This is a genomic window from Ralstonia sp. UNC404CL21Col, assembly GCF_000620465.1.
In the GTDB taxonomy this organism is placed as follows: domain Bacteria; phylum Pseudomonadota; class Gammaproteobacteria; order Burkholderiales; family Burkholderiaceae; genus Ralstonia; species Ralstonia flatus.
Genome location: NZ_JIBE01000003.1, coordinates 1072675 through 1096749 on the forward strand (window position 1 = coordinate 1072675; position 24075 = coordinate 1096749).

Here is a 24075-nt window from a genome sequence, read left to right on the forward strand (position 1 = left end):
AGTGCCGGCACCGGCTGATCGCAGCCCTGGGGGATTCGCTTCTCTGCCCTGCGCGGTGCACCGCTGGTGCGCCGCACAAAGCCGCGCGGCACGTGGTCTATAATGACCCCATTGTCCGCGCGCCATCTTGGTGCAGAAGGACGCCGCTCATTTCACGCATTGCACATGAATCGCTTGGCCAAACTGCTGCCGCCCGGGAACATTGCCCTCGACGTCAGCGTAACCAGCAAAAAGCGGGTATTTGAACAGGCCGGCCTGCTGTTCGAGAACAACCACGGCGTGACGCGCGCAGTCGTCACCGACAACCTGTTCGCGCGCGAATCGCTGGGCTCCACAGGCCTGGGCGCCGGCGTGGCGATCCCGCACGGGCGCATCAAGGGGCTCAAGCAACCGCTGGCCGCTTTCATGCGCCTGTCCGAACCGGTGCCCTTTGAATCACCCGACGGCAAACCGGTCTCGCTACTGATCTTCCTGCTGGTGCCTGAACAGGCCACCCAGCAGCATCTGGAAATCCTGTCTGAAATCGCCCAGCTGCTGTCCGACCGTGACATGCGCGAAGGCCTCGCCACCCTGCCGTCGCCCGAGGCGATTCACCAGCTACTGACCGACTGGCGGCCCTGATCGCAGCGCAATCGGGGGCAAGCGCAACCGATTGCGAACGCGCTATGCCCCGTCGGCACCACCGTGCCCTGCTATGGAACTGACCGGCGTCATCGCCCAATCGATCTTTGACGACAACGCAGCCGATCTGAAGCTGTCGTGGGTCGCCGGCCTGGAGGGCGCGGACCGCGCGTTCGACGTGGACTTCGCCAAGGAAGCGACCTCCGCAGCGGACTTGGTCGGGCACTTGAACCTCATCCATCCGAATCGCATCCAGGTGCTCGGCAAGCCCGAGATCACCTACTATCAGCGCCTGTCGGAAGAAAACCGCAAGCGACAGATGGGCGAGCTGATCTTGCTGGAGCCGCCCTTCCTGGTCGTGGCCGATGGTGTGGATCCGCCCCCGGACCTGGAGCTGCGCTGCACGCGTTCGTCTACGCCGCTGTTCACGTCGCCGATTTCCTCGGCTGCCGTCATCGATCACCTGCGCTTGTACCTGTCGCGCATCTCCGCACCGCGCGTGACGATGCACGGGGTGTTTCTCGACATCCTCGGCATGGGCGTCCTGATCATGGGCGATTCGGGTCTGGGCAAGAGCGAGTTGGGCCTGGAACTGATCTCGCGCGGCCACGGCCTCGTTGCCGACGACGCAGTCGACTTCGTGCGGCTGGGTCCGGACTTCATTGAAGGTCGCTGCCCGCCGCTGCTGCAGAACCTGCTGGAAGTGCGCGGCCTGGGCCTGCTCGACATCAAGACGATCTTCGGTGAAACGGCAGTGCGCCGGAAGATGAAGATCAAGCTGATCGTGCAGCTCGTGCGCCGCAACGATGGCGAGTTCGAACGCCTGCCGCTCGATTCGCAATACCTCGATGTGCTCGGGTTGCCGATCCACATGGTGAAGATCCAGGTGGCGGCCGGCCGCAACTTGGCCGTGCTGGTCGAAGCCGCCGTGCGCAATACCATCCTGCGTCTGCGCGGCATTGATACGTTGCGCGACTTCATGGACCGCCAGCGCGCCGCCATGCAGGCAGAAGCCGCATCGCACTCGCCCCAGGGCCGTCTGCTTTAACAAGGCCGCCACAAAGTTTCGTATTCAGACCGGTTTACCCTAGTTTTCGCTGCGAAACGTCAACCCGACGTGCGGCCGCCCCGTTGTGGGAGGGAATGCGCCGAGCACACAACGCGGCGGCGTTCATCGCGAGCGCGGCGGCTTGTTTTCGCCCGCTCTTCTGACGGTACCAAGGAGAATACGACGATGAAACAACTGATTGCCGCTTGCGCCCTGGCGCTCCCGTTCCTGGCCGGCCAGGCTTTCGCCCAAGGCAGCGCACCCGCAGCCGCGCCGGCCGCACCTGCTGCCGCCCCGGCAGCCAAGAATTCGCAGCAAGACAAGATGAAGCAATGCAACATGGACGCCGCCGGCAAGAAGGGCGACGAGCGCAAGGCTTTCATGAAAGGCTGCCTGTCGGACAAACCGGCTGCGGCCGCCAAGCCGATGACGCAGCAGGAAAAGATGGCAGCCTGCTCCAAGGCCAACAAGGGCAAGAAGGGCGACGAGTACAAGAACGCCCAGAAAGCGTGCCTCTCGAAGGGCTGAGCAGTCCCTTAACCTCGCTCGGAAAAAGGCGGCCGGATCGGTCGCCTTTTTTGTTGGTCGCTGCTTTGCAACACAGGGATGCTATCCTCGCGGCATGCGGATCATTCTCATCACCGGTATGTCGGGTTCAGGGAAATCGGTCGCCCTGAACGTGCTCGAAGACGCAGGTTACTACTGCGTCGACAATCTGCCCGCGCAGTTCATCCCCGAACTGGCGCGCTATCTGGCGGACCAGGGTTATACGCATCTGGGCGTGGCCACTGACATCCGCAGCCGTGAATCGCTGCGCAAGGTGCCCGAGACGGTCACCGTGCTGCGCAAGGAACACGACGTGCGCATGCTGTTTTTGACGGCGAGCACGAACGCGCTGGTGCAGCGCTATTCCGAGACGCGCCGCCGGCATCCGCTGTCGATCCGTAACGGCCGCCCCGATACCGCCGCCAACGTACAGGCCGCCGCCAAGGGCCTCGACACCTCGCTCATCGAAGCGATCGAGATGGAACGCGAGCTGCTCAGCCCGCTCGCCGATCCGGCACATCGCATCGACACCAGCACGCTGCGCACCAACGCCCTGCGCGCATACATCAAAGAATTCATCAGCGACGAACCGCACGACATCACGTTGATGTTCGAATCGTTCGGCTTCAAGCATGGCGTGCCCACCGACGCCGATCTCGTCTTCGATGTGCGTTCGCTGCCCAACCCGTACTACGACACGCAATTGCGTCCGCTCACGGGCCGCGATCAACCCGTCATCGATTTCCTGCAAAGCCAGCCGATGGTGCTTGCGATGGCGGAAGACATTCGCGCTTACGTGGAAAAGTGGCTGCCGAGTTTCATCGCCGACAACCGCAGCTACCTGACCGTCGCGATCGGCTGTACGGGTGGCCAGCATCGTTCCGTGTACATCGCGGAACGGCTTGCCACGTACTTCCGGGCCCATGGTAATGTGTTGGTCCGCCACCGCGAATTGGCCGTAGACGGCTGACCGCGCGCCCGATACATCCAGGCGCGCCGGCCAGCCCGATTTGGATGCGGCTTCTTGCGCGGCGCCGCGTGGAAGTCTTGCCCGCCGCCTGCCAAAAGCTCGTCCATGCAAGAAGACATCGCTCTCTCACCGTTCTCGCCGCTGCCGCCGCTGCCCACTGAGTTGCCGCTGTTTCCGTTGCACACGGTACTGTTTCCGGGCGGCCTTCTCCCGCTGCGCATTTTCGAAGCCCGCTACATGGACATGGTGCGCACGTGCCTGCGCGACAAGACGCCGTTCGGCGTCTGCCTGATCGAGCGCGGCAACGAAGTCGGCACCACCGACAACCCGACCGTGCCGGTCGACGTGGGCTGCATTGCCCACATCACCGAATGCGATATGGAGCAGTTGGGCCTGCTGATGATCAAGGTGCGTGGTACGCAGCGCTTCAAGGTGCTGTCGTTCGAGACGACGCCCAACGGGCTCATGCGCGGCACGGTCGAACCCATCGGCGCGGACGTGGAAGACTGCAAGGGCGAACTCTTCGACGATTGCGTGGGCGCCCTGCGCCGCATCATCACGACGCTCGGCTCACGCGAAGACGGCAACGTTCCGATGGTCGAACCCTACGAATGGAACAGCCCAAGCTGGGTCGCAAATCGGCTGTGTGAACTGCTGCCGGTGCCGCTCAAGGCCAAACAGAAGTTGATGGAGTTGATGGACGCCGGCATGCGCATCGAGATCGTCCATCGCTACATGAAGCAGCATCACATTCTGTGATGCCAACTCGGCCCGGCCTGCCCGGGGTGGTTAGATCAGGCTTGGCTGTACCAGCGTCTCCAGCGCCAATTTCACCGGCGCAGGCAACCCCACTGAATTGAGTTTCGCCAGCGGTACCCAGCGCCAGTTGTCGTCGAGCGCGGCGGGTGTAGCGATCTCCGCGCGTAGCAGATGCATGTGCAGACGGAAGTGCGTGAAGGTGTGCGTGAGCGCGCCGGCCATCTCCACTGTGGAGACGTCGCCATAGGCCTGGGCGGCACCACGCACGGTGCCCACATCCAACGGATGCGCATCGAGCGCGTCGTCCATCTCGCCCACCAGCGGCAACGACCACAAGCCGCCCCAGATACCGCGTTGCGGGCGACGCTGCAGCAACACCGCGTCGGCGTGCAGCGCGATGACAAGGGTGGCGGCGCGCTCGGGGATCGCCTTGCGCGGGCGCGGCACGGGCAGCTCCATCACGCGACCGCTACTGCGTGCTTCGCATAGCGATTCGAGCGGACAAGGCCGCTCGCCAGTCAGGCATGCGGGCTTGCCGCGCGTGCACACCGTGGCACCGAGATCCATCAAACCCTGCGTGTACGGTTGAATGCCCTCGGCCGGCGGCAGTACGGCTTCGGCGATGCGCCACATGGTGCCTTCGACGCGCTTGTCACCAGGAAAGCCATCGATGCCGAACACACGCGCGAAGACGCGCTTGACGTTGCCATCGAGAATGGCCGCGCGCACGCCATACGAAAACGCAGCGATGGCAGCCGCGGTCGACCGGCCGATGCCCGGCAGCGTCGCCAATACGTCGGGATCACGCGGGAAGATGCCGCCGTGCTCCGCCACCACGATCTGCGCGCAGCGATGCAGGTTGCGTGCGCGCGTGTAATAGCCGAGGCCCGCCCACGCAGCCATCACGTCGTCTGCCGGGGCAGCGGCCAGCGCCTGCACGGTCGGGAAGCGTTCGATGAAGCGTGCGTAGTAGCCCAGCACCGCACTCACTTGCGTCTGCTGCAGCATGATCTCGGAGAGCCATGTGCGATACGCGTCGCCGGTGTTCTGCCACGGCAGATGGTGACGGCCATGACGCTGCTGCCAGGCGATCACGCGCGTGGCGAAATCGTCAGGAAGCGGCGGCAATACGGGAACGGGCTGAGCAACGCGGCGCGTGCGGCGGGGGCTGGCGGTCATGCGTGTGATGGAAAAGCGGCGGACGGAACGTGCGCGCTGGCGGCGATCCTACCAGAACGAAAAAAGCGCCCGCAGGCGCCTTCTCCGTAACGAACGATGCGCGTCAGGCTGCGAACGACTGCCGCTCCAGAATCGTCCCGGCCGCGAGAATGCGATCGGTGTACTGCGCGATCGTGCCGCTGCGCTCATCGAGCGTGTTGAGCAGCGCTTCGAGTTCGGTGATGCGCGCTTCCAGCGTATCGGTGGCCTCGTGAATGCGCTCGATCGAATCGACACGCTTGCGCAGTTGTTTCTGGTGATCGCGCACCTGCGCTTCGAGCGGCGTCATGACCGACTTCAGCCAGATCTCGATGTCGCGGTTCATGTCCTGGAAGGTGTCCAGCACGCGGCTGGCCACCGTCGAGAATGCACCGTGCACGAGTTGCGGTTTCGGACGCGTCAGGAAGCTGAACGCGCCAAAGTGGTTGTGCGCGAGCATCAGCGTCTCTTTCAGATCGGCGTCGTAGCGCGTGCCCAAAAAGCGCAGCGGTGGCGACAGCGTGAAGCCGTGCTCGGCGTTGAACTTCTTGTACATGCCGTCAACCATCTGGTGCAGTTGGTCGATGCGGTTGGCCGCGTCGCGCACCAGGCCGGTCAGGTGGCCGAACAGCTTGTCCATGTCGTCGCGCAGGCCGCGCGAGAACACGCGCTCCTTCATCTTCTCGCGCGCTTCGCGCATGGTCGAACGGATCTGCTTGAGCTGCACGCTCTTAATGATCTCCGCGCTGTGGCGGCCGAACACCGTGCGCAGCGCCTGGAATTTGGCAATGCTCTGCTCGAACTCTTCCTTCTCGCCTTGCACGCGCATCAGCATGTGCTTGACCATCGTGTGGTTCTTGCCACGCAGGCCGCGCAGTTCGAACAGCTGCTCGACGATGTCACGGCGGCGCATCTGCAGCAGTTGCTGCGCACCGGCGGCCATGTCCTTCACCGCCAGCTGAACCTGCTCGGTAACGATCTCGCGACGCTGCGGAATCAGCTGATCCGACAGCACCGACTCCAGCTCCGGCAGCCGGCTCTTGGCCAGCAGTTCGTGATCGTGGCTGACCTTCGCCAGCAAGCCCTTCTGCGCCGACACCGGATACACGCGCTCGACATCGATATCCAGCACCTGCGCCGTCGTCATGATCTGGCGGCTGACTTCGCTCTCGACTTCTTCTTCAGACTTGAGCGGATCCCACAGGCCATCGACCTTGTTGAGCACCGCGATGCAGCCCTTGCGCTGACCACCGCCCACATGCGAGCGCCACAGTTCCAGGTCGCTCTTGGTCACACCGGCGTCCGCTGCAAGCACGAACACGACGACATGCGCATCCGGAATCAGGCGCAGCGTCAGTTCCGGCTCGGTACCGATGGCGTTCAGGCCCGGCGTATCCAGGATCACCAGCCCCTGCTTGAGCATCGGATGCGGGAAATTGATGATCGCGTGCCGCCACTTCGACACCTCGACCGTGCCCGCGGCATCCACCGAAAACGCGGCGTCGGGATCGGCGTCGTTATAGAGGCCAAGCTGCTCGGCTTCTTCCTTGGGCACGCGCACGGTTTCCACCACGTGGCGGAACGCTTCCAGCATGCCCTCGGGCGACGACGGATCGAGCGGCACCGACAGCCAGTGGCTTTCGGCATCGCGAAAGTCAGCGGTCGACGCATCGTGCAGGCGCGTCTCGATCGGCAGCAGACGGATCGACGGCGGATAGCTTTCGTCGTACATCAGCTCGGTCGGACACATCGTGGTCCGGCCCGCCGACGACGGCAGGATGCGGCGGCCAAAGTCCGCAAAGAAGATGGCGTTGATCAGCTCGCTCTTGCCACGAGAGAACTCGGCAATGAAAGCGACCTTGAGCTTGTCGCTGCGCAGCACGCCCCGGATGCGCTGCGCGCGCATGTCGGCCTGGGCGTCGTACAGCTCCTGCGCTTGCAGCCAGTCCTGGAATTCCCCCACCGACTGCAGTACCGAAGCGCGCCAGGCGCTGTACTGCTCGAACTGTGTGCTCAGTGTGTTGTTCATCGTTCTGTCTTATTTTGTGTGCGCGACCCGACCGCCAAAAAAATGCGCGCGCCCCTCGACATCGCTGATACCGCCCAATTACGGCACAGAAATGCACAAATTTAGGTGGAACGATACAGCGAACCGCCGGCTTCCGGGCGAACTTTCCGCAAGGTTCTCCAGCCCGGGCAGACAAGTGTTGCGGGATGCCATCGGAGGCCCCGCACCCCACTTCAAAAACCTTGCGAAATGGCGTCTAGATCGCTCCAGCACGGCCTTTTCCAGCGGCTTCGGGTGGCGCGACGCGGTCGATCAGCGTTGACAGGTCGGACAGTAAAACGTCGAGCGCTGGCCCTGCACGATCTGGCGGATCGGCGTGCCGCACACCCGGCACGGCAGACCGGCGCGGTCGTACACGAAGGCATCGAGCTGGAAGTAGCCGCTTTGTCCGTCCGAGCCGACAAAGTCACGCAGCGTGCTGCCGCCCCGTGCGATGGCATCTGCGAGCGTGGCGCGAATGGCCTCGGCCAGTGCCGCATAGCGGGGCCGGCTGATGCGACCCGCCGCGGTGGTGGGCCGGATTCCTGCGCGAAACAGGCTTTCCGAACAATAGATATTGCCCACGCCGACCACGATGTCGCCTGCCAAGAGCGCCGACTTGATGGCGACCCGGCGCCCGCGCGTGCGGGCAAACATCCAGTCTCCGTCGAATGGGGCGTCGAACGGCTCGATGCCGAGATTGCGGAGCAACGGATGTTCGGCCAGGCCGGCTTCGTCGCCCGCATGCCAAAGCACGGCACCAAAGCGGCGCGGATCCCGATAGCGCAGTGTGATGGGTACGCCAGTTGCGTCGGCGAGTTCGATATCGACGTGATCGTGCGGGCCGGGCGGCACGGGCGTTTCCAGCACGCGCAAGGTACCCGTCATCCCAAGATGGATGAGCAGCCAGCCGCCTGCGGTATCGGCGGGGTGGCCGGACTGCCCCACCGCGGGCACGCATTCGATGAGCAGGTATTTGCCCCGGCGCAGCAGGCGCGTGACGGTCAGGCCAGCGAGCAACTCCGGCAGCGCCGGATCGATCGGCCAGCGCAAGCCGTGGTGGCGTACCACGACGCGCACGATACGTCGCTCCGTAACATGCGGTAGCAAACCCAGACGCGTGACCTCGACCTCCGGCAACTCAGGCATCGAACCTCCATCCCATGTGCTGCTCCAACCTTTTTTACGATGCGGGCGATTGTAGCGGTCAGGCTACAATGCCCCGAACCCCTATCCGGAGCTTCGAGACCATGCCTCACGCCCTCTCCCGTTCGCCCGCGACGCAACGCCCGCGGCGATTCCCGCGCAGCAGAACGGCCCTGCTGGCCGCGCTGGTGGCGGGAGGGCTGACGAGCCTGCCGGCATGGTCGTCGCAGTCGACCATCGCCGCTCCGCTGATCGCCCAAGCTGCACAGGAAGGCGGCACGGGTGGTCGCGCGGCCGTCCAGATTGAACGCTCGCGCCCGCGCACCGGCCTGCTGAGTTCGGAGCGCACCGATCTGCCGCGTGTCGCGCTCAATGAAGACATCATGTACCGCGTGCTGGCATCGGAAGTGTCGCTGCAGCGCGGGCTGGTTGAACCGGCGTACCGCACCTACCTGGCGCTCGCGCAAGACACACGCGACCCCCGCTTTGCCCAGCGCGCCACCGAGATCGCGTTTCTGACGCGCTCCCCCGCGCAGGCGCTGACTGCCGCCCGCCTGTGGGTGGAACTGTCGCCAACGTCCATGCCGGCGCGCCAGGTGCAGCAGCTCCTGCTGGTGGCCACGGGCCAGTGGTCGGAAGTCGAACCGATGCTGCAGGCGCAGTTGAACAAGGTCTCGCCCGGCCAGCGTGCCGATGCCCTGCTGCAATTGCAGCAGCAGATGTCCAAGAGCAGCGATCCGGTGGGCGCCGTAGACGCGCTGCAGCGCATCGCCTCGCATGACATGCAGCGCCCCGAAACGCATCTGGCCCTGGCCCGCGCCAAGGTCGCCGCCAAGGACACCACCGGCGCGCTGACGGAACTCGACACGGCGCTCAAGCTGCGTCCCGGGTATGAAGATGCCGCCATCCTCGCCGCCGAACTGCGTGCCGACGGCGACCCCGATGCCGCCATCGCCGGCCTGCGCAGCTTCCTGAAAGCCGCACCCGCGTCCATCGATGGCCACCTGGCGCTCGCCCGCATGTACCTCGTGCGCAATCAGCAGGACAAGGCGCGCGCCGAATTCGAAACGCTCAAGAAGATCGCGCCCAACGATGCGCGCATCACGCTTGCATTGGGTCTGTTGAACCTGCAGCAGCGCCAGTACGACGACGCCGAGCGCTACCTGAAGGAATACGTGGCCGCCACCGCCAAGTCGCCCACGCTGAGCCCCGAGCCCGGCTATCAGGGCCTCGCCCAGCTGGCCGAAGAAAAGCGCGACTACGCCGGCGCGCTCGGCTGGGTCGACAAGATCACCGGTTCCGCCAACGGCGACGCCGACGGCCAGACCGCGCTGGCAGCCGGCATCAAGCGTGGCCAGTTGCTCGGCAAGCTGCGCCGCATCGACGAGGCACAACAGACCTTCGACGAACTCGTCGCCGATTCCGAAGACGTGCCGGACGGCCCGCGCCGCCAGGCGCTGATGGACGGTATCCGCCAGGCCGAAATCGGCATGCTGATGGACGCCAAGGCTTACGGCCGCGCCCGCGCCCGCGTCAACGAACTGCTCCAGAGCGACCCGGACAACGTCGAATATTCGTACCAACTGGCGATGCTCGAAGAGCACGACGGCCATTACGACAACATGGAAACGCTGCTGCGCAAGGTGATCGACCTGCGCCCCGCCCAGGCCATCGGCTACAACGCGCTCGGCTACTCGCTGGCCGACCGCAACGTGCGCCTGCAGGAAGCGCAGGAGCTGCTGGAGAAAGCCGTGTCGCTGGCACCGGATGATCCCTACATCGCCGACAGCCTCGGCTGGGTCAAATACCGTCGCGGCGACCTGCCCGCCGCCACCGACATCCTGCGCAAGGCGTGGACAGCCGCGCCGCAAGCCGAAATCGGCGCGCACCTGGGCGAGGTGCTGTGGCAATCGGGCAAGCAGGACGACGCGCGTCAGATCTGGACCGAAGCGTCCAAGCTCGACGTAAACGACACCACCCTGCGTGACACGCTGCGCCGCTTCGGCCAGCCGGTGCCCAATGCTCCCGTGAGCGCAAATTGATGGCGATGCGGTTCACGCGCGCGCTCGGCGCGCTGATGCTCGGCGCCGGCTGCGTGCTGTTCAGCGGGTGCGCAAGCCTGCGGCCAGCCAACGATCTCTTCGCCGGCACGCAAGACGCCGATGCCACCATCACGCGTTATCAAGGGCGCTTCTCGGCCCGCTACACGCAGAACAACACCGAGCAAAGCGCCGTCGGCAGTTTCCTCTGGCGTGAACGCGGCGCCGACGTGCAGCTTGAATTGATGTCGCCGCTGGGCCAGACGCTGGCCATCGTCAGCCAGAGCAACCAGGGCGCCACGCTCGAACTGCCGAACCAGCCGCCGCGCCGCGCACCCGAAGTCGACACGCTGATGCAGGATGCGCTGGGCTTTTCGCTGCCGGTTTCCGGCCTGCGCGACTGGCTGCGCGCGCGCCCCGCTCCGGGCACGCCGGCACGCGTGGCACGCGACGCGCAATCGCGCCCCGAAACCATCGAGCAGAATGGCTGGACCGTCCGCTACGTCGCGTGGGCCGACAACGGCAACAACGCCGACGGCGCCAAGGCGAGCATCCGCCGGCTCGATCTCGATCGTCAGCACGGCGCCAACGGCCCGCTCTCGGTGCGACTCGTGCTCGACCAGTAACGCCTCGCTTCGCCATGTCCTCCGCCCCCGTCGAGCTGCGTGACTGCCCCGCGCCCGCCAAGCTCAACCTCTTCCTGCACGTGGTCGGCCGCCGGCCTGACGGCTACCACCTGCTGCAAACCGTCTTCCAATTGATCGACTGGAGCGACACGCTGCATTTCGCGCGCCGCTCCGACGGCCGCCTGGTTCGCACCACGGATATCCCGGGCGTGCCTGCCGATGACGACCTCATCATCCGCGCTGCGCGCCTGCTGCAAGCAGAAACGGGCTGCACCTACGGCGTCGACATCGCCATCGAGAAACGCCTGCCGATGGGCGGTGGCATTGGCGGCGGCTCCTCTGATGCCGCCACCACGCTGCTTGCGCTCAATCGTCTCTGGGGCCTTGATCTGCCGCGCACGCAACTGATGGCGATCGGCATGAAGCTCGGTGCCGACGTGCCCTTCTTCGTGTTCGGCCAGAACGCCTTCGCCGAAGGAATCGGCGAAGAACTGACGCCCGTCGCGCTGCCGCCGGCGGCCTTCGTGGTGATCCACCCACGCGTGCATGTGCCCACCCCTGCAATTTTTTCCGATGAAGGGTTGACACGCGATACGCCACTCACCATAATTACGGACTTTCCTGACCAACAAATTGTTTTCGCTTACGGTCGCAACGACCTGCAAGCGGTGGCGGAAAGGAAATACGGCGAAATCGCCCGAGCACTTGTCTGGCTGCGTCAGTTCAGCCCTCTGGCAAGAATGACCGGATCCGGCGCCTGCGTATTTGCTCCGTTCGACAACGTTGAGCAGGCGCAAGCGGTAGCGGATCAGGTGCCTTCCGAATGGGAAGGTTGGTGTGCGGCAGGTCTGTCGCATCACCCGCTCGCAAGATTTGCTGTGTAAGGTTTGCAGTTATTGCTTCTGCAATGGAAGCAGTAACCGATCGGTTGTGTAGGGGCGTCGCCAAGCTGGTTAAGGCACCGGATTTTGATTCCGGCATGCGTAGGTTCGAATCCTTCCGCCCCTGCCATTTTCTTCCTTATGTTCCCAGCAATAGCCCGGTTGGCTTCAGCCAGCCGGCGCGTCTGAAGTCAAAACAGGTGCCCCGATGAGCAGCGAAGGCTTGATGGTTTTTACCGGCAATGCCAACCCCAAACTCGCAGAAGCTGTCGTCAAGCATCTAGGCATTCCGCTAGGCAAGGCCCTCGTCGGCCGATTCTCCGATGGTGAGGTCCAGGTCGAGATCCAGGAAAACGTGCGCGGCAAGCACGTGTTCATCCTGCAATCCACCTGCGCGCCGACGAACGACAACCTGATGGAATTGATGGTGATGGTCGATGCGCTCAAGCGCGCGTCTGCCCGCCGCATCACGGCCGCCATCCCCTACTTCGGCTATGCCCGCCAGGATCGTCGCCCCCGTTCGGCGCGTGTGGCCATCACGGCCAAGGTCGTGGCCAACATGCTGGAAGTCGCCGGCGTCGAGCGCGTGCTGACGATGGACCTCCACGCTGACCAAATCCAAGGCTTCTTCGATATCCCGGTCGACAACATCTACGCGTCGCCGATCCTGCTCGAAGACCTGCGCAAGAAGAACTACGAAGACCTGCTGGTGGTATCGCCCGACGTCGGCGGCGTGGTGCGCGCACGTGCGCTCGCCAAGCAGCTCGGCGTGGACCTGGCGATCATCGACAAGCGTCGCCCGAAGGCCAACGTGGCCGAAGTGATGAACATCATCGGTGAAGTCGACGGCCGCAACTGCGTGATCATGGACGACATGATCGACACCGGCGGCACGCTGTGCAAAGCCGCGCAGGTGCTCAAGGAGCGCGGCGCCAAGCAAGTGTTCTCGTATTGCACGCACCCGGTGCTGTCGGGCGGCGCAGCTGCCCGCATTGCAGACTCGGCTCTGGACGAAGTCGTCGTGACCGACACCATCCCGCTGCGCGAAGATGCGATCAAATGCGGCAAGATCCGCCAGCTCTCGACCGCGCCGCTGCTGGCCGAGACCTTCACCCGCATCGTGCGCGGTGACTCGATCATGTCGCTGTTTGCTGAATAATTCGGCACCTGGGCGGCTTACTGTTATAATTCAAGGCTTTACCGCAGAAAACGTCGACTAGACGGCACTTCTGCGATGTCTGCGGGGCGCAATATGGCGCCCCGTTCACCAGACGGCTTGGTCGCGAGTCGTCTTTTTCGTTTGGAGCAATCATGAAAGTTGTCGCTTTCGAGCGTAGCGTTCAGGGCACTGGTGCGAGCCGCCGCCTGCGCAACGCCGGCAAGACCCCGGGCATCATCTACGGCGGCGAAGCCACCCCGAAGTTGATCGAACTCGATCACAACGCGCTGTACCACGCGCTGAAGAAGGAAGCCTTCCACTCGTCGATCCTCGACATCGAAGTGGCAGGCAAGGTGGAAAAGGCGCTGCTGCGTGACTTCCAACTGCACCCGTTCAAGCAACTGGTTCTGCACGTCGACTTCCAACGCGTGTCGGCCAAGGAAAAGATCCACGTCAAGGTGCCGCTGCACTTCCTGAACCAGGAAACCGCGCCGGGCGTGAAGCTGGGCCACGGCATCGTGAACCACATCCTGAACGACGTTGAAGTGTCGTGCCTGCCGGCCGACCTGCCGGAGTTCATCGAAGTGGATCTGGGTTCGCTGGAAATCGGCCAGACCCTGCACATCGCTGACCTCAAGCTGCCGAAGGGCGTGACCATCCTCACCCACGGTGGCGATGAGAACCCGGCTGTTGCCAACATCAGCGTGCCGGCTGGCGAGAAGTCCGCTGCCGCCGAAGAAGGCGCTGCTGCTGCAGGCGAAGACAAGCCGGCAGCCTAAGTTGCCGCACCTCGCACTTCGGTGCGAGCGAAAAAAAGCCCGCCGAGCCTGTCTCGCCGGGCTTTTTTTCCGCCTGAGCGGCGCGGACCGCACCGCCTCCAGGCTGCGGAAAGCAGCTATGCTTGTACGATCAAGGGGCGCCCCCTGCACCTCAACCTGATACCAATCGCATGATCAAACTCATCGTCGGCCTCGGCAATCCGGGCGCCGAATATGCGGCGACACGACATAACGCCGGCTTCTGGCTGGTCGACCAGCTCGCTCGCATGGGCAACGTGACGCTGCGCAACGAGACGCGCTTTCACGGCTATGCAGCGCGCGCCAACCTCTGGGGCAACGAGGTGTGGCTGCTCGAGCCGCAAACCTTCATGAACCGCTCCGGCCTGGCTACCGTCGCACTGGCCCGCTTCTATAAGGTGATGCCCGATGAAATCCTGGTCGTGCATGACGAATTGGATTTGCCGCCCGGCACGGTCAAGCTCAAGCTCGGTGGCGGTTCCGGAGGCCACAACGGCCTGAAGGACATTGCAGCGCATCTGACCACACAACAGTTCTGGAGGCTGCGGCTGGGCATCGGCCACCCGCGCAACCTGCTGCCGCCGGGGTCGCCTGCGTCCGGCCAGCATGACGTCGCGAACTTCGTGCTCAAAGCGCCTCGCAAGGAAGAACAGGACCTCATCGACCGCGCCATCGATCAGAGCCTGGATGCACTGCCGGAGCTGATTGCCGGCAACGCCGAAAAAGCCATGATGCGCCTGCATACCGCACGCTGATCCACCAATACAGAGGACACCGCCATGACACCGATCGCCATACTGACCTCACGCGCCGCCGTGCTGGCGGGTCTGGCGCTCGGCTTGGCAGCCCTCAGCCTGCCGGCGCACGCGCAGGTGTACCGCTGCAGCGAGAATGGCCAGACGACCTACTCCGACCATCCCTGCGGTACGCGCGCGAAGCCCGTACCGATGATCGACAACACGCCCACGGCCGCCGACCAGAAGGCCGCCCGCGAGCGCGCCACCGCCGAGGCGGCCGAAGTCCAGCAGATGGAAACCGCGCGCCGCAAAGCGCAGGCGGCGGAAGACGCCCGCCAGGCCCAGATCGCAGCGCAAGCGGCCGAACAGGCGCGCCGCGAGCAACGGCAAAAAGTGGTGGTTGCGCAGGAAGGCGTTCGCTACTGCCATCGCGTCTACGTGGGGCCGGTGCCCTACCCGCAGCCCTATCCGACGCCGATGCCGGTGATCAGCCAGCCTCCCGCGCCGGCAGCGGGCGCGCTGCGCCAACCTGGCAACGGCGCGAAGCCGTTCGCGCAAGCGCCCGCGGCGCCCACACCGATCGTGCCACGTCCCCCGCGTCCGCATTACCCACACTACCGCATCGTCTGCGAGCCCGGCTATGCGTACGAAGGGCCGGAAGATTTGTTGCCGATCCAGTAAGCGCACTGCGAGCGAAACGGTAGGCACCAATGCAAAGAGACGGCCAAAGCCGTCTCTTTTTTTGTGCTCACGCCGCGCGTGGTGGTGCGGAGGTGAGTTGAACGTACTTGTGCATCAACTGCTCGTGCGTTTCCTCATGGGCCGGGTCCTTGGGGATACAGTCCACCGGACAGACCTGCTGGCACTGAGGCTCGTCAAAGTGGCCGACGCATTCGGTACATTTGCCCGGGTCGATCACGTAGATCTCCGGGCCCATCGAAATCGCGCCGTTGGGGCACTCAGGCTCGCAGACGTCGCAATTGATGCACTCATCGGTGATTATGAGCGCCATGATGCCTTCCTTGAAATGGCCGGCGAGCCAGCGCTCGCCAAAGCGTCATTTTATTCCGATTTGCCTGACCCTTCCGACTTGCCGGTCTTTTCCTTGAGCCATTTTTCGACCGACGGGAACACGAATTTGCTGACGTCACCGCCCAGCACGGCGATTTCGCGCACGAACGTGCCGGAGATGAACTGGTATTGATCCGACGGCGTCAGGAACATCGTTTCCACGTCCGGCAGCAGATAGCGGTTCATGCCGGCCATCTGGAATTCGTACTCAAAGTCCGACACCGCACGCAGGCCCCGCACGATGACGCGTGCGCCGTTCTTGCGTACGAAATCCTTCAAGAGACCGGAAAACCCCTCGACCCGCACGTTGGGGTAATGGCCGAGCACTTCACGGGCGATTTCGATGCGCTCTTCCAGCGCAAAAAAGGGCCGCTTGTTCGGGCTCTGCGCCACCCCGACGATCAGCTCATCGAAGATGTTGGATGCGCGTCGCACGAGGTCTTCGTGGCCGCGCGTGAACGGATCGAAAGTGCCGGGATAAACCGCGATCACCATGGTTCCTCCACCAAGGGGAAAAGAGCATCCGCAAGCGTCGGCGTGGGACATGGCCGCGCCGGTACTGCATTCGGACGCCGTTGCGTTATCGAGCGCGGCAGGTCCCGAGCCTGCCGCCTGTGCCACCGATATCGACCGAGCGCACCCGCCTTGCAGGTGCCGCCCGATGCTCATGCACCGGTTGCGAGCGGCGTAGTTTAACCGTTTTTGCGCAGCAGCAAATGTGCATGCACCGCACCGGCGCGCAGGTGTTTGTGAAGCACCAGATCGGCGGGCAACGCGAGGCCGGCAGCCGGCTCGGCATCATGTGAATCAGCACTCACATCCACCAGCGGCTGCGCTGCTTCAACGTAGATCACGCCTCCCGGCTTGACCACCCGCGTCGCGGCTTCCAACGCGCGCAGCGTCCAGTCCTGCGCAAACGGCGGGTCGATGAACACCGCATCGAGCGCAGCATCGGGCTGCCGAGCGAGCCAGGCAAAGGCGTCGCCGGAGACGATGTCGACCATGCGCGCGCCCAGCTTGTCGCGGATGGCGTGCAACGCGCGCACGGCCGGGGCGTGGTTTTCGATGAGCGTCACGTGGGCGGCGCCGCGCGAAGCGGCCTCAAAGCCGAGCGCGCCGGTGCCGGCAAAGATGTCCGCGCAGCGCCAGCCGGTCAGGTCCTGACCGAGCCAGTTGAAGACGGTTTCGCGGACGCGGTCGCTGGTCGGGCGAAGGCCGTCTGCGTCGACCACCGGAAGCGGCGTGCGCTTGTATTGCCCGCCGATGATGCGCACCTGCTGCGGTGCGCGCGCGTGCGACGTGGCGGTCTTGGCCTTGGGGCCTTTGGAGCTGGAGGTACGAGGTGCCATGGGCGCGATTTTAGGGGCTGTTGCCTCATAAAACGAGCGCAAACAAAAACCGGCGGGAAATGCCGCCGGTTTTTTCGGATCAAGACGCGGTACGTCAGTTCGCGGCGGCTTTTTCCGGACCGCCCACTACGATCGTCGCCATGGCCTGCGGTTGCAGCACGCGCTGGAATGCCGTGCGCACCTGCTCACGCGTGACAGCCGCGATGCGCTGCGTCCACGTATCCAGGTAGTCGAGCGGCAGGTTGTACCAGCCGATGTTGGCCACGTTGTCCAGCAGCTTGCGGTTGCTGTCCAGGCGCAGGGGGAAGCCGTTGACGAGGTTGTCCTTGGCCGCCTTCAGCTCCGCGTCGGTCGGGCCATCGGCGACGAACTTGGCGACGGTGTCACGCACCACGCCCAGCGCTTCCTCGGTCTGGTCCTTGCGCGTCTGCAGCGCCAGTTCGAACGGACCCGGCTGTGCAGCAGGCGCGAAGTAGCTGCCGATGCTGTACGTCAGGCCGCGCTTCTCGCGCACTTCATTGGTCAGACGCGCGCTGAAGCCGCCCCCGCCCAACACGTAATTGCCGACCAGCAGCGGGAAGTAGTCCTTGTCGCCACGCGCGATGCCCGGTTGCCCCAGGATGATGGTCGCCTGCTGCGCCGGGTGCGGAATGCGGATCGTCTCCGCCTTCGGCAGCGGCATCTTGACGTCAGGCAGCGCCGGCGGCGTGGCGCCGTCAGCGGGCAAGCCGCGCGTAATTTGCTCGGCGATGGCCTCGGCTTCCTGGCGGCTGATCGCGCCGATCAGCGTCACCACCGCGCGCTTGGCCGTGTAGTTGGCCTGGTAGTAGCGCACGATGTCGTCGCGCGTGATGCTTTCCACCGTTTCCGGCGAAGCGGTCTGCCCGTACGGATGCGTGCCGTAGATGGCCTTGCCGAATGCGCGCTCTGCCAGCACCGACGGTTTGGTCAACGATTCGCGGATCGCAGCCACCAGGCGCTGCTTGTCGCGTGCGAGCACGGCATCGGGAAAGGTCGGCGCCGAAATGATCTGCGTCATCAGCGCGATGGCCGGGCCGCGCTCAACGGGGTCGGACAGCGTGCGCAGGCGCAGGCTCGTGCGGTCGCCACCGGCACCGCCGCCAAAGCTCGCGCCCACATCGGCAAACGCGTCTGCAATCGCCGCTTCATCGCGCGCTGGCGCATTACCCTGCGCCGCGACGCCCTTGTCGAGCATGCCCGCTGTGAGCGACGCGAGGCCCACCTTGGCAGCCGGCTCATAACGCGAACCCGCATCCACGTCGAGATTGATATCGAGCATCGGAATCGACGGGCTCGGCACGAAGAACACGCGTGCGCCGGTCGGCGCCGTCCAGTGTTCGATGGGCAGCGCGGCCAAGGCACTCTGCGCCGCCGCTGCAACAATGGCGACCAGCGCCGTCTTCAGGGTCAGAGACATGGCGCGCATCAACGCAGCCCTCCTTCATCGCGCATGCCGGGAACAGGCTTGCGCGCCGGTTTGTTGGGATCGATCGGTTGCGGCAGCAGCGTGGCGACGACGAGGTTGTCTTCGCTGAAGTAGGTCTGCGCCACGTGCTGGATCTGCGCCGACGTCACGGCCTTGATCTTCTCGAGCTGGCGATCGATGGAGCGCCACGACAGGCCGCTCATCTCGTTCATGCCGATCTCCATGCCCTGGCCGAACACCGAGTCCCGCTTGTAGATCTGCGCGGCCACAACCTGTGCCTTCACGCGCTTCAGTTCTGCATCGGTCACGCCTTCCTTGGCGATGCGCTCGATCTGCGCGCGCAGCGCCTGTTCGATCTCGGCGGTGGTGTGGCCGTCGGCAGGCGTGCCGTCCATCAGGAAGATCGACGGGCCGCGGTTCAGGCCGTCGTAGCCGGCATTGACGTCGTCGGCGATGCGCTTTTCGCCCTTGACGAGTTGGCTGGACAGGCGCGCGTTGTCATAGCCATCGAGCACGGCGGACAAGACCTCCAGCGCATACGGATCGACGTCTTTCTCCACATCGCTCAGGCGCGGCACCTTGTAGGCCAGCACAACGTACGGGTTTTCGGCCGGCGCCTTCACCCAGATGCGTTTGACGCCGATCTGCTTGGGCTCTTCCTGCGCATAGCGACGCGGCAGCGCATGCGGCTTGAGCTTGCCGTAGGTGCGCTGCGCAAGGCGAAAGACTTCGTCGGGTTTCACATCGCCCGCGACGATCACGGTGACGTTGTTGGGCGTGTACCAGGCGTGATACCAGTTCTGCGCGTCCTGCACCGTCATCGTGTCGAGATCGCCCGGCCAGCCGATGGTCGGGTTGCGATACGGCGCGGCATTGAACAGCGTGGCGAGCATCTGCTCATACACGGTGGAACGGGCGGAGTCGTCGATGCGCATGCGGCGCTCTTCCTTCACCACGTTCATCTCCGGCTTGAACTCCTTGTCGGTGAGCTGGAGATTGGCCATGCGATCGGCTTCGAGCCCCATCACATCGGCCAGGTGCGATTTCTCGATCTGCTGGAAGTACATCGTGAAGTCGCGCGTGGTCATGGCGTTTTCACGGCCGCCCAGGGCCGCCACGCGGCGGGAGAACTCGCCCGGGCCGACTGCCTTGGTACCCTTGAACATCATGTGTTCGAGCATGTGGGCGACACCCGTGGTGCCGTTGTGCTCGTCGATGCTGCCGGCGCGATACCACACCATGTGCGCCACGGTAGGGGCGCGGTGGTCTTCCTTGACGATCAACCGCAGCCCATTGGGCAGCTTGTATTCGTGCGTGTCGGACTGGCTGGCGCCCACCTTGCCACCGGTGATGGTGGCGGTCGGATGCCCCGGTGCAGCGGCCAGCTCCTGCGCGCCAACATGGCCGGCCAGCAGGCCCGCCGCCAGGGCCGTCGCGGCCAATTGCCAGACTCGCGACCGAGCCCGGTTTGAAACGATTCGCATGGAAGAGCGCATAAGGGCTGTCTGATAAAATTCGACGCTTGATTCTAACGGCGAAATAGACTGCCTTTTACGATGTTTAGTTTCTGGAAGAAGCGCAAGGCAGAGCCCCAACCGGCCGCCGAACCCACGCCCGCAGCGGCACCCGAAGCCGCGCAGGCGCCTGCCCCGGCTGCCATCCCTGGCGCCGCCCCCGCCCCCATACCCGCACCGGTTGCAGCCCCCCAGCCCGTCGCTGCACCGGCTCCCGCGCCCGCACCTGTCGCGGCGCCGGCCCACGTTGCCGTGCCTGACGCACCTGCCGAGCAGCCTGCGCTCGACGTGCAAGCCGACGACATCGAAACCGTGCCCACGCCCGCCGTGATCGAACAGGCCCGCAAGGGCTGGATGTCACGCCTGCGCTCCGGACTGTCGAAGACGAGCAAAGGCCTGACCACGCTCTTCGTCGGCGTGAAGGTGGACGAAGCGCTGTTCGAAGAGTTGGAAACCGCGCTGCTCATGGCCGATGCCGGTGTCGACGCCACCGAATACCTGCTGGGCGAACTGCGCCGCCGCGTCAAGGCACAGCGCATCGAAACGGCCGAAGGCGTGAAGACCGCCCTGCGCGACCTGCTGGTCGAACTGCTGCACCCGCTGGAAAAAACCATGGTGCTCGGCCGCGAGCAACCGATGGTGATCATGATCGCGGGCGTGAACGGCGCCGGTAAGACGACCAGCATCGGCAAGCTCTGCAAGCACTTCCAGACCTACGGTCAATCGGTGCTGCTGGCGGCGGGCGACACGTTCCGCGCCGCCGCGCGCGAGCAACTCGTGATCTGGGGTCAGCGCAACAACGTCACGGTCGTGGCGCAGGAATCGGGCGACCCGGCCGCCGTGATCTTCGATGCAGTGAACGCAGCGCGCGCACGCGGCATCGACATCGTCATGGCGGACACCGCCGGCCGTCTGCCGACGCAGCTGCACCTGATGGAAGAACTCAAGAAGGTGCGCCGCGTGACCGCCAAGGCGATGGCCACGGCGCCGCACGAAACGCTGCTGGTGATCGACGGCAACACGGGGCAGAACGCCCTCGCGCAAGTCAAAGCGTTTGACGAAGCGCTCGGCCTCACGGGCCTGATCGTCACCAAGCTGGATGGCACGGCCAAGGGCGGCATCCTAGCCGCCATCGCGCGGCAGCGTCCGGTGCCGGTGTACTTCATCGGCGTGGGCGAGCAGGTGGAGGATCTGCAGCCGTTTTCCGCGCGCGAATTTGCGGATGCGTTGTTGGGATAACGTCCTGCGAAACCTTGTTGCACAGAAACGCCCTGAATTGTTCAGGGCGTTTCTATTTGCGGTCGAACTTATCGCGCTCCGCATTTACCAGCACATCACATGCGTTAAGGCTCAACCAGTAGCCCTCCGATCAGCATGCCCCCTACGCTAATTTCAAGTACCCACCGAATTGGAATCGTCTGATTGAGATTCAGCGCATGGCGCTGCTCCAATGGAGCACTTCAGCGAAGTGCTCTCATGTGGAGATGGCAGATGCAAGACACATCCGGCAAGGTCTACGTTGCGGCGTTCAACGGCGCGAAGACAGCCAACGGCGGCGAGATCATTCAGGGCTCCAGCAGCATCGGAGATAGCGGGCACACGCTCCTGCTTGTGGGCGATGAAGCTGTCTACCCAGACGGCAGCGTGGCTGCCATTACCGCGGGCGCGGGCATGGCGATGATGGACGACGATCGTCCCGTTGCAATCATTGGCAGCCCACTGAGCAACGGCGACACCATTGTTTCGTCGCCAATCACGGCCCTAACTTTCGATGAACCGGCGGGCGCGCCCATCATCGGCCTGCTTGACCCGGCGTACCGTCCGGAGCCGGCGACCGACAGCTTGATCTGAGGGGCCCGATCATGGAAGACATGCGCCCCGGCCTTAGGCATGGTGACTTAACTACGACGGGTGGCGTCATAACTGCCACCGGCAGGATGCGGTTCCACGGCAAAGAGGTGGCTGCGGAAGGGGATCTGGCAACTTGCCCAGCCTGCAAATCCGTGGGCTACCTCGTCAATGATGCCTACCCAGCGTTCGGGCTTCCGAGCGGTCGCCAGCTCGCCATTCAAGGTGCGTGGATCTTCTGCAAATGCGCCAATCCCCCTCGCGCCATTGCTTCGACGGATAAGTTTCGGGTTGCGGTGAATCGAGCTGGCAGTGGAATGCCCGTTTCGGTGAGTGCGAAATCAGCCTTCACCGCGCCGCTGGGAGGCCATAACCGGGTGCCGTTGCCCTCATCGTCGCTCAAAGAGACAGATCAGAAATCGACGCTTGAAGACGATCCCCAATTGATCTGCCCCAACATGAGCAACGCGGAGTTCGCTCAGATGGTCATGCAACGACGAGACAAAGCTGTGTCGCTTATCGATAAGCGCCTAACCGAATTAGCAGGATGGTCTACCGCCGCCCGGGTTCGCGTCGCTCAGTGGTTCGGTAATAGCGACGTTGTAACGCGGGACTATCTCGCCGGTGGACTTGCCCGCATACGCCATATACTCGCCGGGCTAACTCCAAACAATTTTGTTCGCTATTCTGGGGCGGCCATGGCGCATGTCGGCTGCGTTTCAGACTCAAAGAGAAAACTCGGGGTTGTCGCAGAGGTATGCGCACCCGATACGGCAACGCATACGATCGCCATTCATTTGGATTTCTGCGAGCTACGAGACTTCGCCTACAGCATGGACTCGCAGGTATCTACGCTAATACATGAGGTATCGCACTTCCACGACACCATGAACACCGGAGATGCTGTTTACTTCATGAGGAAGTGCCGAGACCTTGCGAAATCCAACCCGGAGATCACGCTTCAGAACGCCGATAGCATCGCCGGTTATGTCATCTATGAAGATTAGAAATACGCTGGCGGCGTTTCTGCTCTTGAGTGCCGGCGTCACGTATGCCTGCATGCCAGGTCAGAATTTTGATGTGTACTTTTCTTCGGATTCCGCTGCGGTATCTTCGTCGGAAATACTTCGCTTAGCGAATTGGTTGGTAGATCAGCGCATCAAGTATCCGACGCAAGAGGTGCTTCAGGTCGATGGGCGGGCAGAAGACCATGAGCGTAACGCGCGTGCGCTGGCAAAAGCACGCTTACAAGCCGTCGTGTCCATCCTGAAAACCCAACACTTCAACCAAGTGCCGGTGGATGAACACTACGGCGTCTACCGGTCAGATGATGTAGGAAACGGACGGCGAGTCGAAATTTCGATCTTGCCTGCGTGCCCCAACCCGTGCTGCTCTGACGGCGACATGCCTATCAAGAGATAAGCGAGCTTGGCTGTCCTCAATGCGGAAGCGGGTCAAGAAAAAACGGTTTTACGCCAAGGAGAGTCCATGAGGATCTCTGTCCCAATGCTTCTACTGAATGCCCTGGTAGCCACCGCATGCTCAAGAGAACATGCAGCTGCAGTGTGGACAGCGAAGCAAAGTACCTCCGTCTATGCCTCAGAAGAGGACACCGAAGACAGGGTCTTGTTCACCTTGGTGCCCGGCGACACATGCACCCCACTGCGCAGCGTGGCCATGAAGGTCTATCTCCACACCGAGATTCAGTGCAAGAAGGGGCGTGGCTGGATCATCGACAGGCAGAATTTTGATATCCAGCTAGCCCGTATCAGATCTGGGGCTGAGCAGCACTCCACGTCGTCGACAACGGATTGATTCTGAATGCGCTGGCTTCTACTTGCCCCGATCTTTTTCATGGGCGCATCTTCAGCAGCAGCGCCGACGATCACTCAGCATCTTGGTTCCTTCTCTAACCAGCGCACTGTAGGGAGTACCGACGACCCACATACTGAGGGGTATAGCCTTGATCTTTACCGTGAGGGGAAACGGATCTTCGGAAAGCTGTGCGTGTCGACCGGGATCGAAACGCCGTGCGGCATCATCGATAACGCTCAGATCATCCCTTCGACAAGCGCCATCAGATTTCGGGCAAAGTTGTCGACCGGCACTGAGTTCAGCCCAAGCTCAGGTCCGCAAGGGCGCCCATGACGAGATCTATTCGAGTTTGCCGGCACGATTGGCACCAGCGCTGTAAAAGGTCGCCTCGTACATCGAAGCGGTTATGACGCGGAGAGCGCCATTCAATCTCAACGCATCGTGCTACGCCGAATCCA

General features: G+C 63.6%; 24 protein-coding genes and 1 tRNA gene. 17 read left to right on the forward strand and 8 right to left on the reverse strand.

The window, feature by feature from the left end:
• The first annotated feature begins 165 nt into the window (after nt 1-165).
• The 5 genes from ptsN (at nt 166) to N511_RS0105095 (ending at nt 3944) form a co-directional block, all read left to right on the forward strand.
• Entirely contained in the window at nt 166-621 is a 456-nt protein-coding gene (ptsN, locus tag N511_RS0105075) for a PTS IIA-like nitrogen regulatory protein PtsN (RefSeq protein ID WP_012761097.1), read from the forward strand.
• Between the two features lie 73 nt (nt 622-694).
• A complete protein-coding gene (gene hprK / locus N511_RS0105080) occupies nt 695-1669 on the forward strand; it encodes an HPr(Ser) kinase/phosphatase (protein ID WP_004633393.1) in 975 nt (324 codons plus the stop codon).
• 186 nt (nt 1670-1855) lie between these two features.
• The gene (locus N511_RS0105085; protein ID WP_027678303.1) at nt 1856-2197 is read left to right on the forward strand and encodes a PsiF family protein; all 342 of its coding nucleotides are present in this window, start codon (nt 1856-1858) and stop codon (nt 2195-2197) included.
• 94 nt (nt 2198-2291) lie between these two features.
• On the forward strand, nt 2292-3185 hold the full coding sequence (gene rapZ, locus N511_RS0105090) for an RNase adapter RapZ (protein ID WP_027678304.1): 894 nt from the start codon (nt 2292-2294) through the stop codon (nt 3183-3185).
• 105 nt (nt 3186-3290) lie between these two features.
• Nucleotides 3291-3944, forward strand: coding sequence for an LON peptidase substrate-binding domain-containing protein (locus N511_RS0105095; RefSeq protein ID WP_027678305.1), 654 nt, complete (start codon nt 3291-3293; stop codon nt 3942-3944).
• 30 nt (nt 3945-3974) lie between these two features.
• On the opposite strand, the gene mutY is transcribed toward N511_RS0105095, so the two are convergent.
• The 3 genes from mutY to mutM form a co-directional block, all read right to left on the reverse strand.
• Nucleotides 3975-5123 (reverse strand): A/G-specific adenine glycosylase, encoded by a 1149-nt coding sequence (gene mutY / locus N511_RS0105100; protein WP_027678306.1) that lies wholly within the window; start codon nt 5121-5123, stop codon nt 3975-3977.
• Nucleotides 5124-5226: 103 nt separating this feature from the next.
• On the reverse strand, nt 5227-7170 hold the full coding sequence (locus N511_RS0105105; RefSeq protein WP_027678307.1) for a dynamin-like GTPase family protein: 1944 nt from the start codon (nt 7168-7170) through the stop codon (nt 5227-5229).
• Nucleotides 7171-7461: 291 nt separating this feature from the next.
• Nucleotides 7462-8337, reverse strand: coding sequence for a bifunctional DNA-formamidopyrimidine glycosylase/DNA-(apurinic or apyrimidinic site) lyase (mutM, locus tag N511_RS0105110; RefSeq protein WP_027678308.1), 876 nt, complete (start codon nt 8335-8337; stop codon nt 7462-7464).
• 101 nt (nt 8338-8438) lie between these two features.
• Here mutM and N511_RS0105115 point away from each other — a divergent pair, with 101 nt between their 5' ends.
• From N511_RS0105115 to N511_RS0105150, 8 genes are all read left to right on the forward strand, one after another.
• Nucleotides 8439-10376, forward strand: coding sequence for a tetratricopeptide repeat protein (locus N511_RS0105115; protein ID WP_027678309.1), 1938 nt, complete (start codon nt 8439-8441; stop codon nt 10374-10376).
• The gene (gene lolB, locus N511_RS0105120) at nt 10376-10999 is read left to right on the forward strand and encodes a lipoprotein insertase outer membrane protein LolB (protein ID WP_027678310.1); all 624 of its coding nucleotides are present in this window, start codon (nt 10376-10378) and stop codon (nt 10997-10999) included. The genes N511_RS0105115 and lolB overlap by 1 nt, the downstream gene beginning before the upstream one ends.
• Nucleotides 11000-11013: 14 nt before the next feature.
• Nucleotides 11014-11883, forward strand: coding sequence for a 4-(cytidine 5'-diphospho)-2-C-methyl-D-erythritol kinase (gene ispE / locus N511_RS0105125; protein ID WP_027678311.1), 870 nt, complete (start codon nt 11014-11016; stop codon nt 11881-11883).
• A gap of 50 nt (nt 11884-11933) precedes the next feature.
• Nucleotides 11934-12010 (forward strand) — tRNA-Gln (locus N511_RS0105130).
• Between the two features lie 78 nt (nt 12011-12088).
• Nucleotides 12089-13039, forward strand: coding sequence for a ribose-phosphate pyrophosphokinase (locus N511_RS0105135; protein ID WP_004633415.1), 951 nt, complete (start codon nt 12089-12091; stop codon nt 13037-13039).
• A 152-nt stretch (nt 13040-13191) separates the two neighbouring features.
• Nucleotides 13192-13818 (forward strand): 50S ribosomal protein L25/general stress protein Ctc, encoded by a 627-nt coding sequence (locus N511_RS0105140; protein ID WP_027678312.1) that lies wholly within the window; start codon nt 13192-13194, stop codon nt 13816-13818.
• Nucleotides 13819-13988: 170 nt separating this feature from the next.
• Nucleotides 13989-14591 carry an aminoacyl-tRNA hydrolase gene (gene pth, locus N511_RS0105145; protein ID WP_027678313.1) on the forward strand — a complete coding sequence of 201 codons (603 nt, stop codon included), beginning with the start codon at nt 13989-13991 and terminating at the stop codon, nt 14589-14591.
• A gap of 24 nt (nt 14592-14615) precedes the next feature.
• A complete protein-coding gene (locus tag N511_RS0105150) occupies nt 14616-15254 on the forward strand; it encodes a DUF4124 domain-containing protein (RefSeq protein WP_027678314.1) in 639 nt (212 codons plus the stop codon).
• 67 nt (nt 15255-15321) lie between these two features.
• On the opposite strand, the gene N511_RS0105155 is transcribed toward N511_RS0105150, so the two are convergent.
• The 5 genes from N511_RS0105155 to N511_RS0105175 all read right to left on the reverse strand — a co-directional run bounded on the left by N511_RS0105155 (nt 15322) and on the right by N511_RS0105175 (nt 19936).
• A complete protein-coding gene (locus tag N511_RS0105155; protein ID WP_027678315.1) occupies nt 15322-15585 on the reverse strand; it encodes a YfhL family 4Fe-4S dicluster ferredoxin in 264 nt (87 codons plus the stop codon).
• A 50-nt stretch (nt 15586-15635) separates the two neighbouring features.
• Nucleotides 15636-16139, reverse strand: coding sequence for a pantetheine-phosphate adenylyltransferase (coaD, locus tag N511_RS0105160; RefSeq protein ID WP_027678316.1), 504 nt, complete (start codon nt 16137-16139; stop codon nt 15636-15638).
• Between the two features lie 197 nt (nt 16140-16336).
• Complete coding sequence (gene rsmD / locus N511_RS0105165; RefSeq protein ID WP_027678317.1) at nt 16337-16993, reverse strand: 16S rRNA (guanine(966)-N(2))-methyltransferase RsmD; 657 nt, start codon at nt 16991-16993, stop codon at nt 16337-16339.
• A 94-nt stretch (nt 16994-17087) separates the two neighbouring features.
• Nucleotides 17088-18440, reverse strand: a complete 1353-nt coding sequence (locus tag N511_RS0105170; protein ID WP_027678318.1) for a M16 family metallopeptidase — start codon at nt 18438-18440, stop codon at nt 17088-17090.
• Complete coding sequence (locus tag N511_RS0105175; RefSeq protein ID WP_027678319.1) at nt 18440-19936, reverse strand: M16 family metallopeptidase; 1497 nt, start codon at nt 19934-19936, stop codon at nt 18440-18442. The genes N511_RS0105170 and N511_RS0105175 overlap by 1 nt, the downstream gene beginning before the upstream one ends.
• 60 nt (nt 19937-19996) lie before the next feature.
• On the opposite strand from N511_RS0105175, the gene ftsY reads away from it, so the two are divergent.
• The 4 genes from ftsY to N511_RS25190 all read left to right on the forward strand — a co-directional run bounded on the left by ftsY (nt 19997) and on the right by N511_RS25190 (nt 23224).
• Nucleotides 19997-21193 carry a signal recognition particle-docking protein FtsY gene (gene ftsY / locus N511_RS0105180; protein WP_027678320.1) on the forward strand — a complete coding sequence of 399 codons (1197 nt, stop codon included), beginning with the start codon at nt 19997-19999 and terminating at the stop codon, nt 21191-21193.
• A 252-nt stretch (nt 21194-21445) separates the two neighbouring features.
• Nucleotides 21446-21805, forward strand: a complete 360-nt coding sequence (locus N511_RS0105185) for a PAAR domain-containing protein (protein ID WP_027678321.1) — start codon at nt 21446-21448, stop codon at nt 21803-21805.
• A gap of 11 nt (nt 21806-21816) precedes the next feature.
• Complete coding sequence (locus N511_RS0105190) at nt 21817-22809, forward strand: M35 family metallo-endopeptidase (RefSeq protein WP_231479572.1); 993 nt, start codon at nt 21817-21819, stop codon at nt 22807-22809.
• The gene (locus N511_RS25190) at nt 22790-23224 is read left to right on the forward strand and encodes a hypothetical protein (protein ID WP_155954018.1); all 435 of its coding nucleotides are present in this window, start codon (nt 22790-22792) and stop codon (nt 23222-23224) included. The genes N511_RS0105190 and N511_RS25190 overlap by 20 nt, the downstream gene beginning before the upstream one ends.
• The last annotated feature ends 851 nt before the right edge of the window (nt 23225-24075 follow it).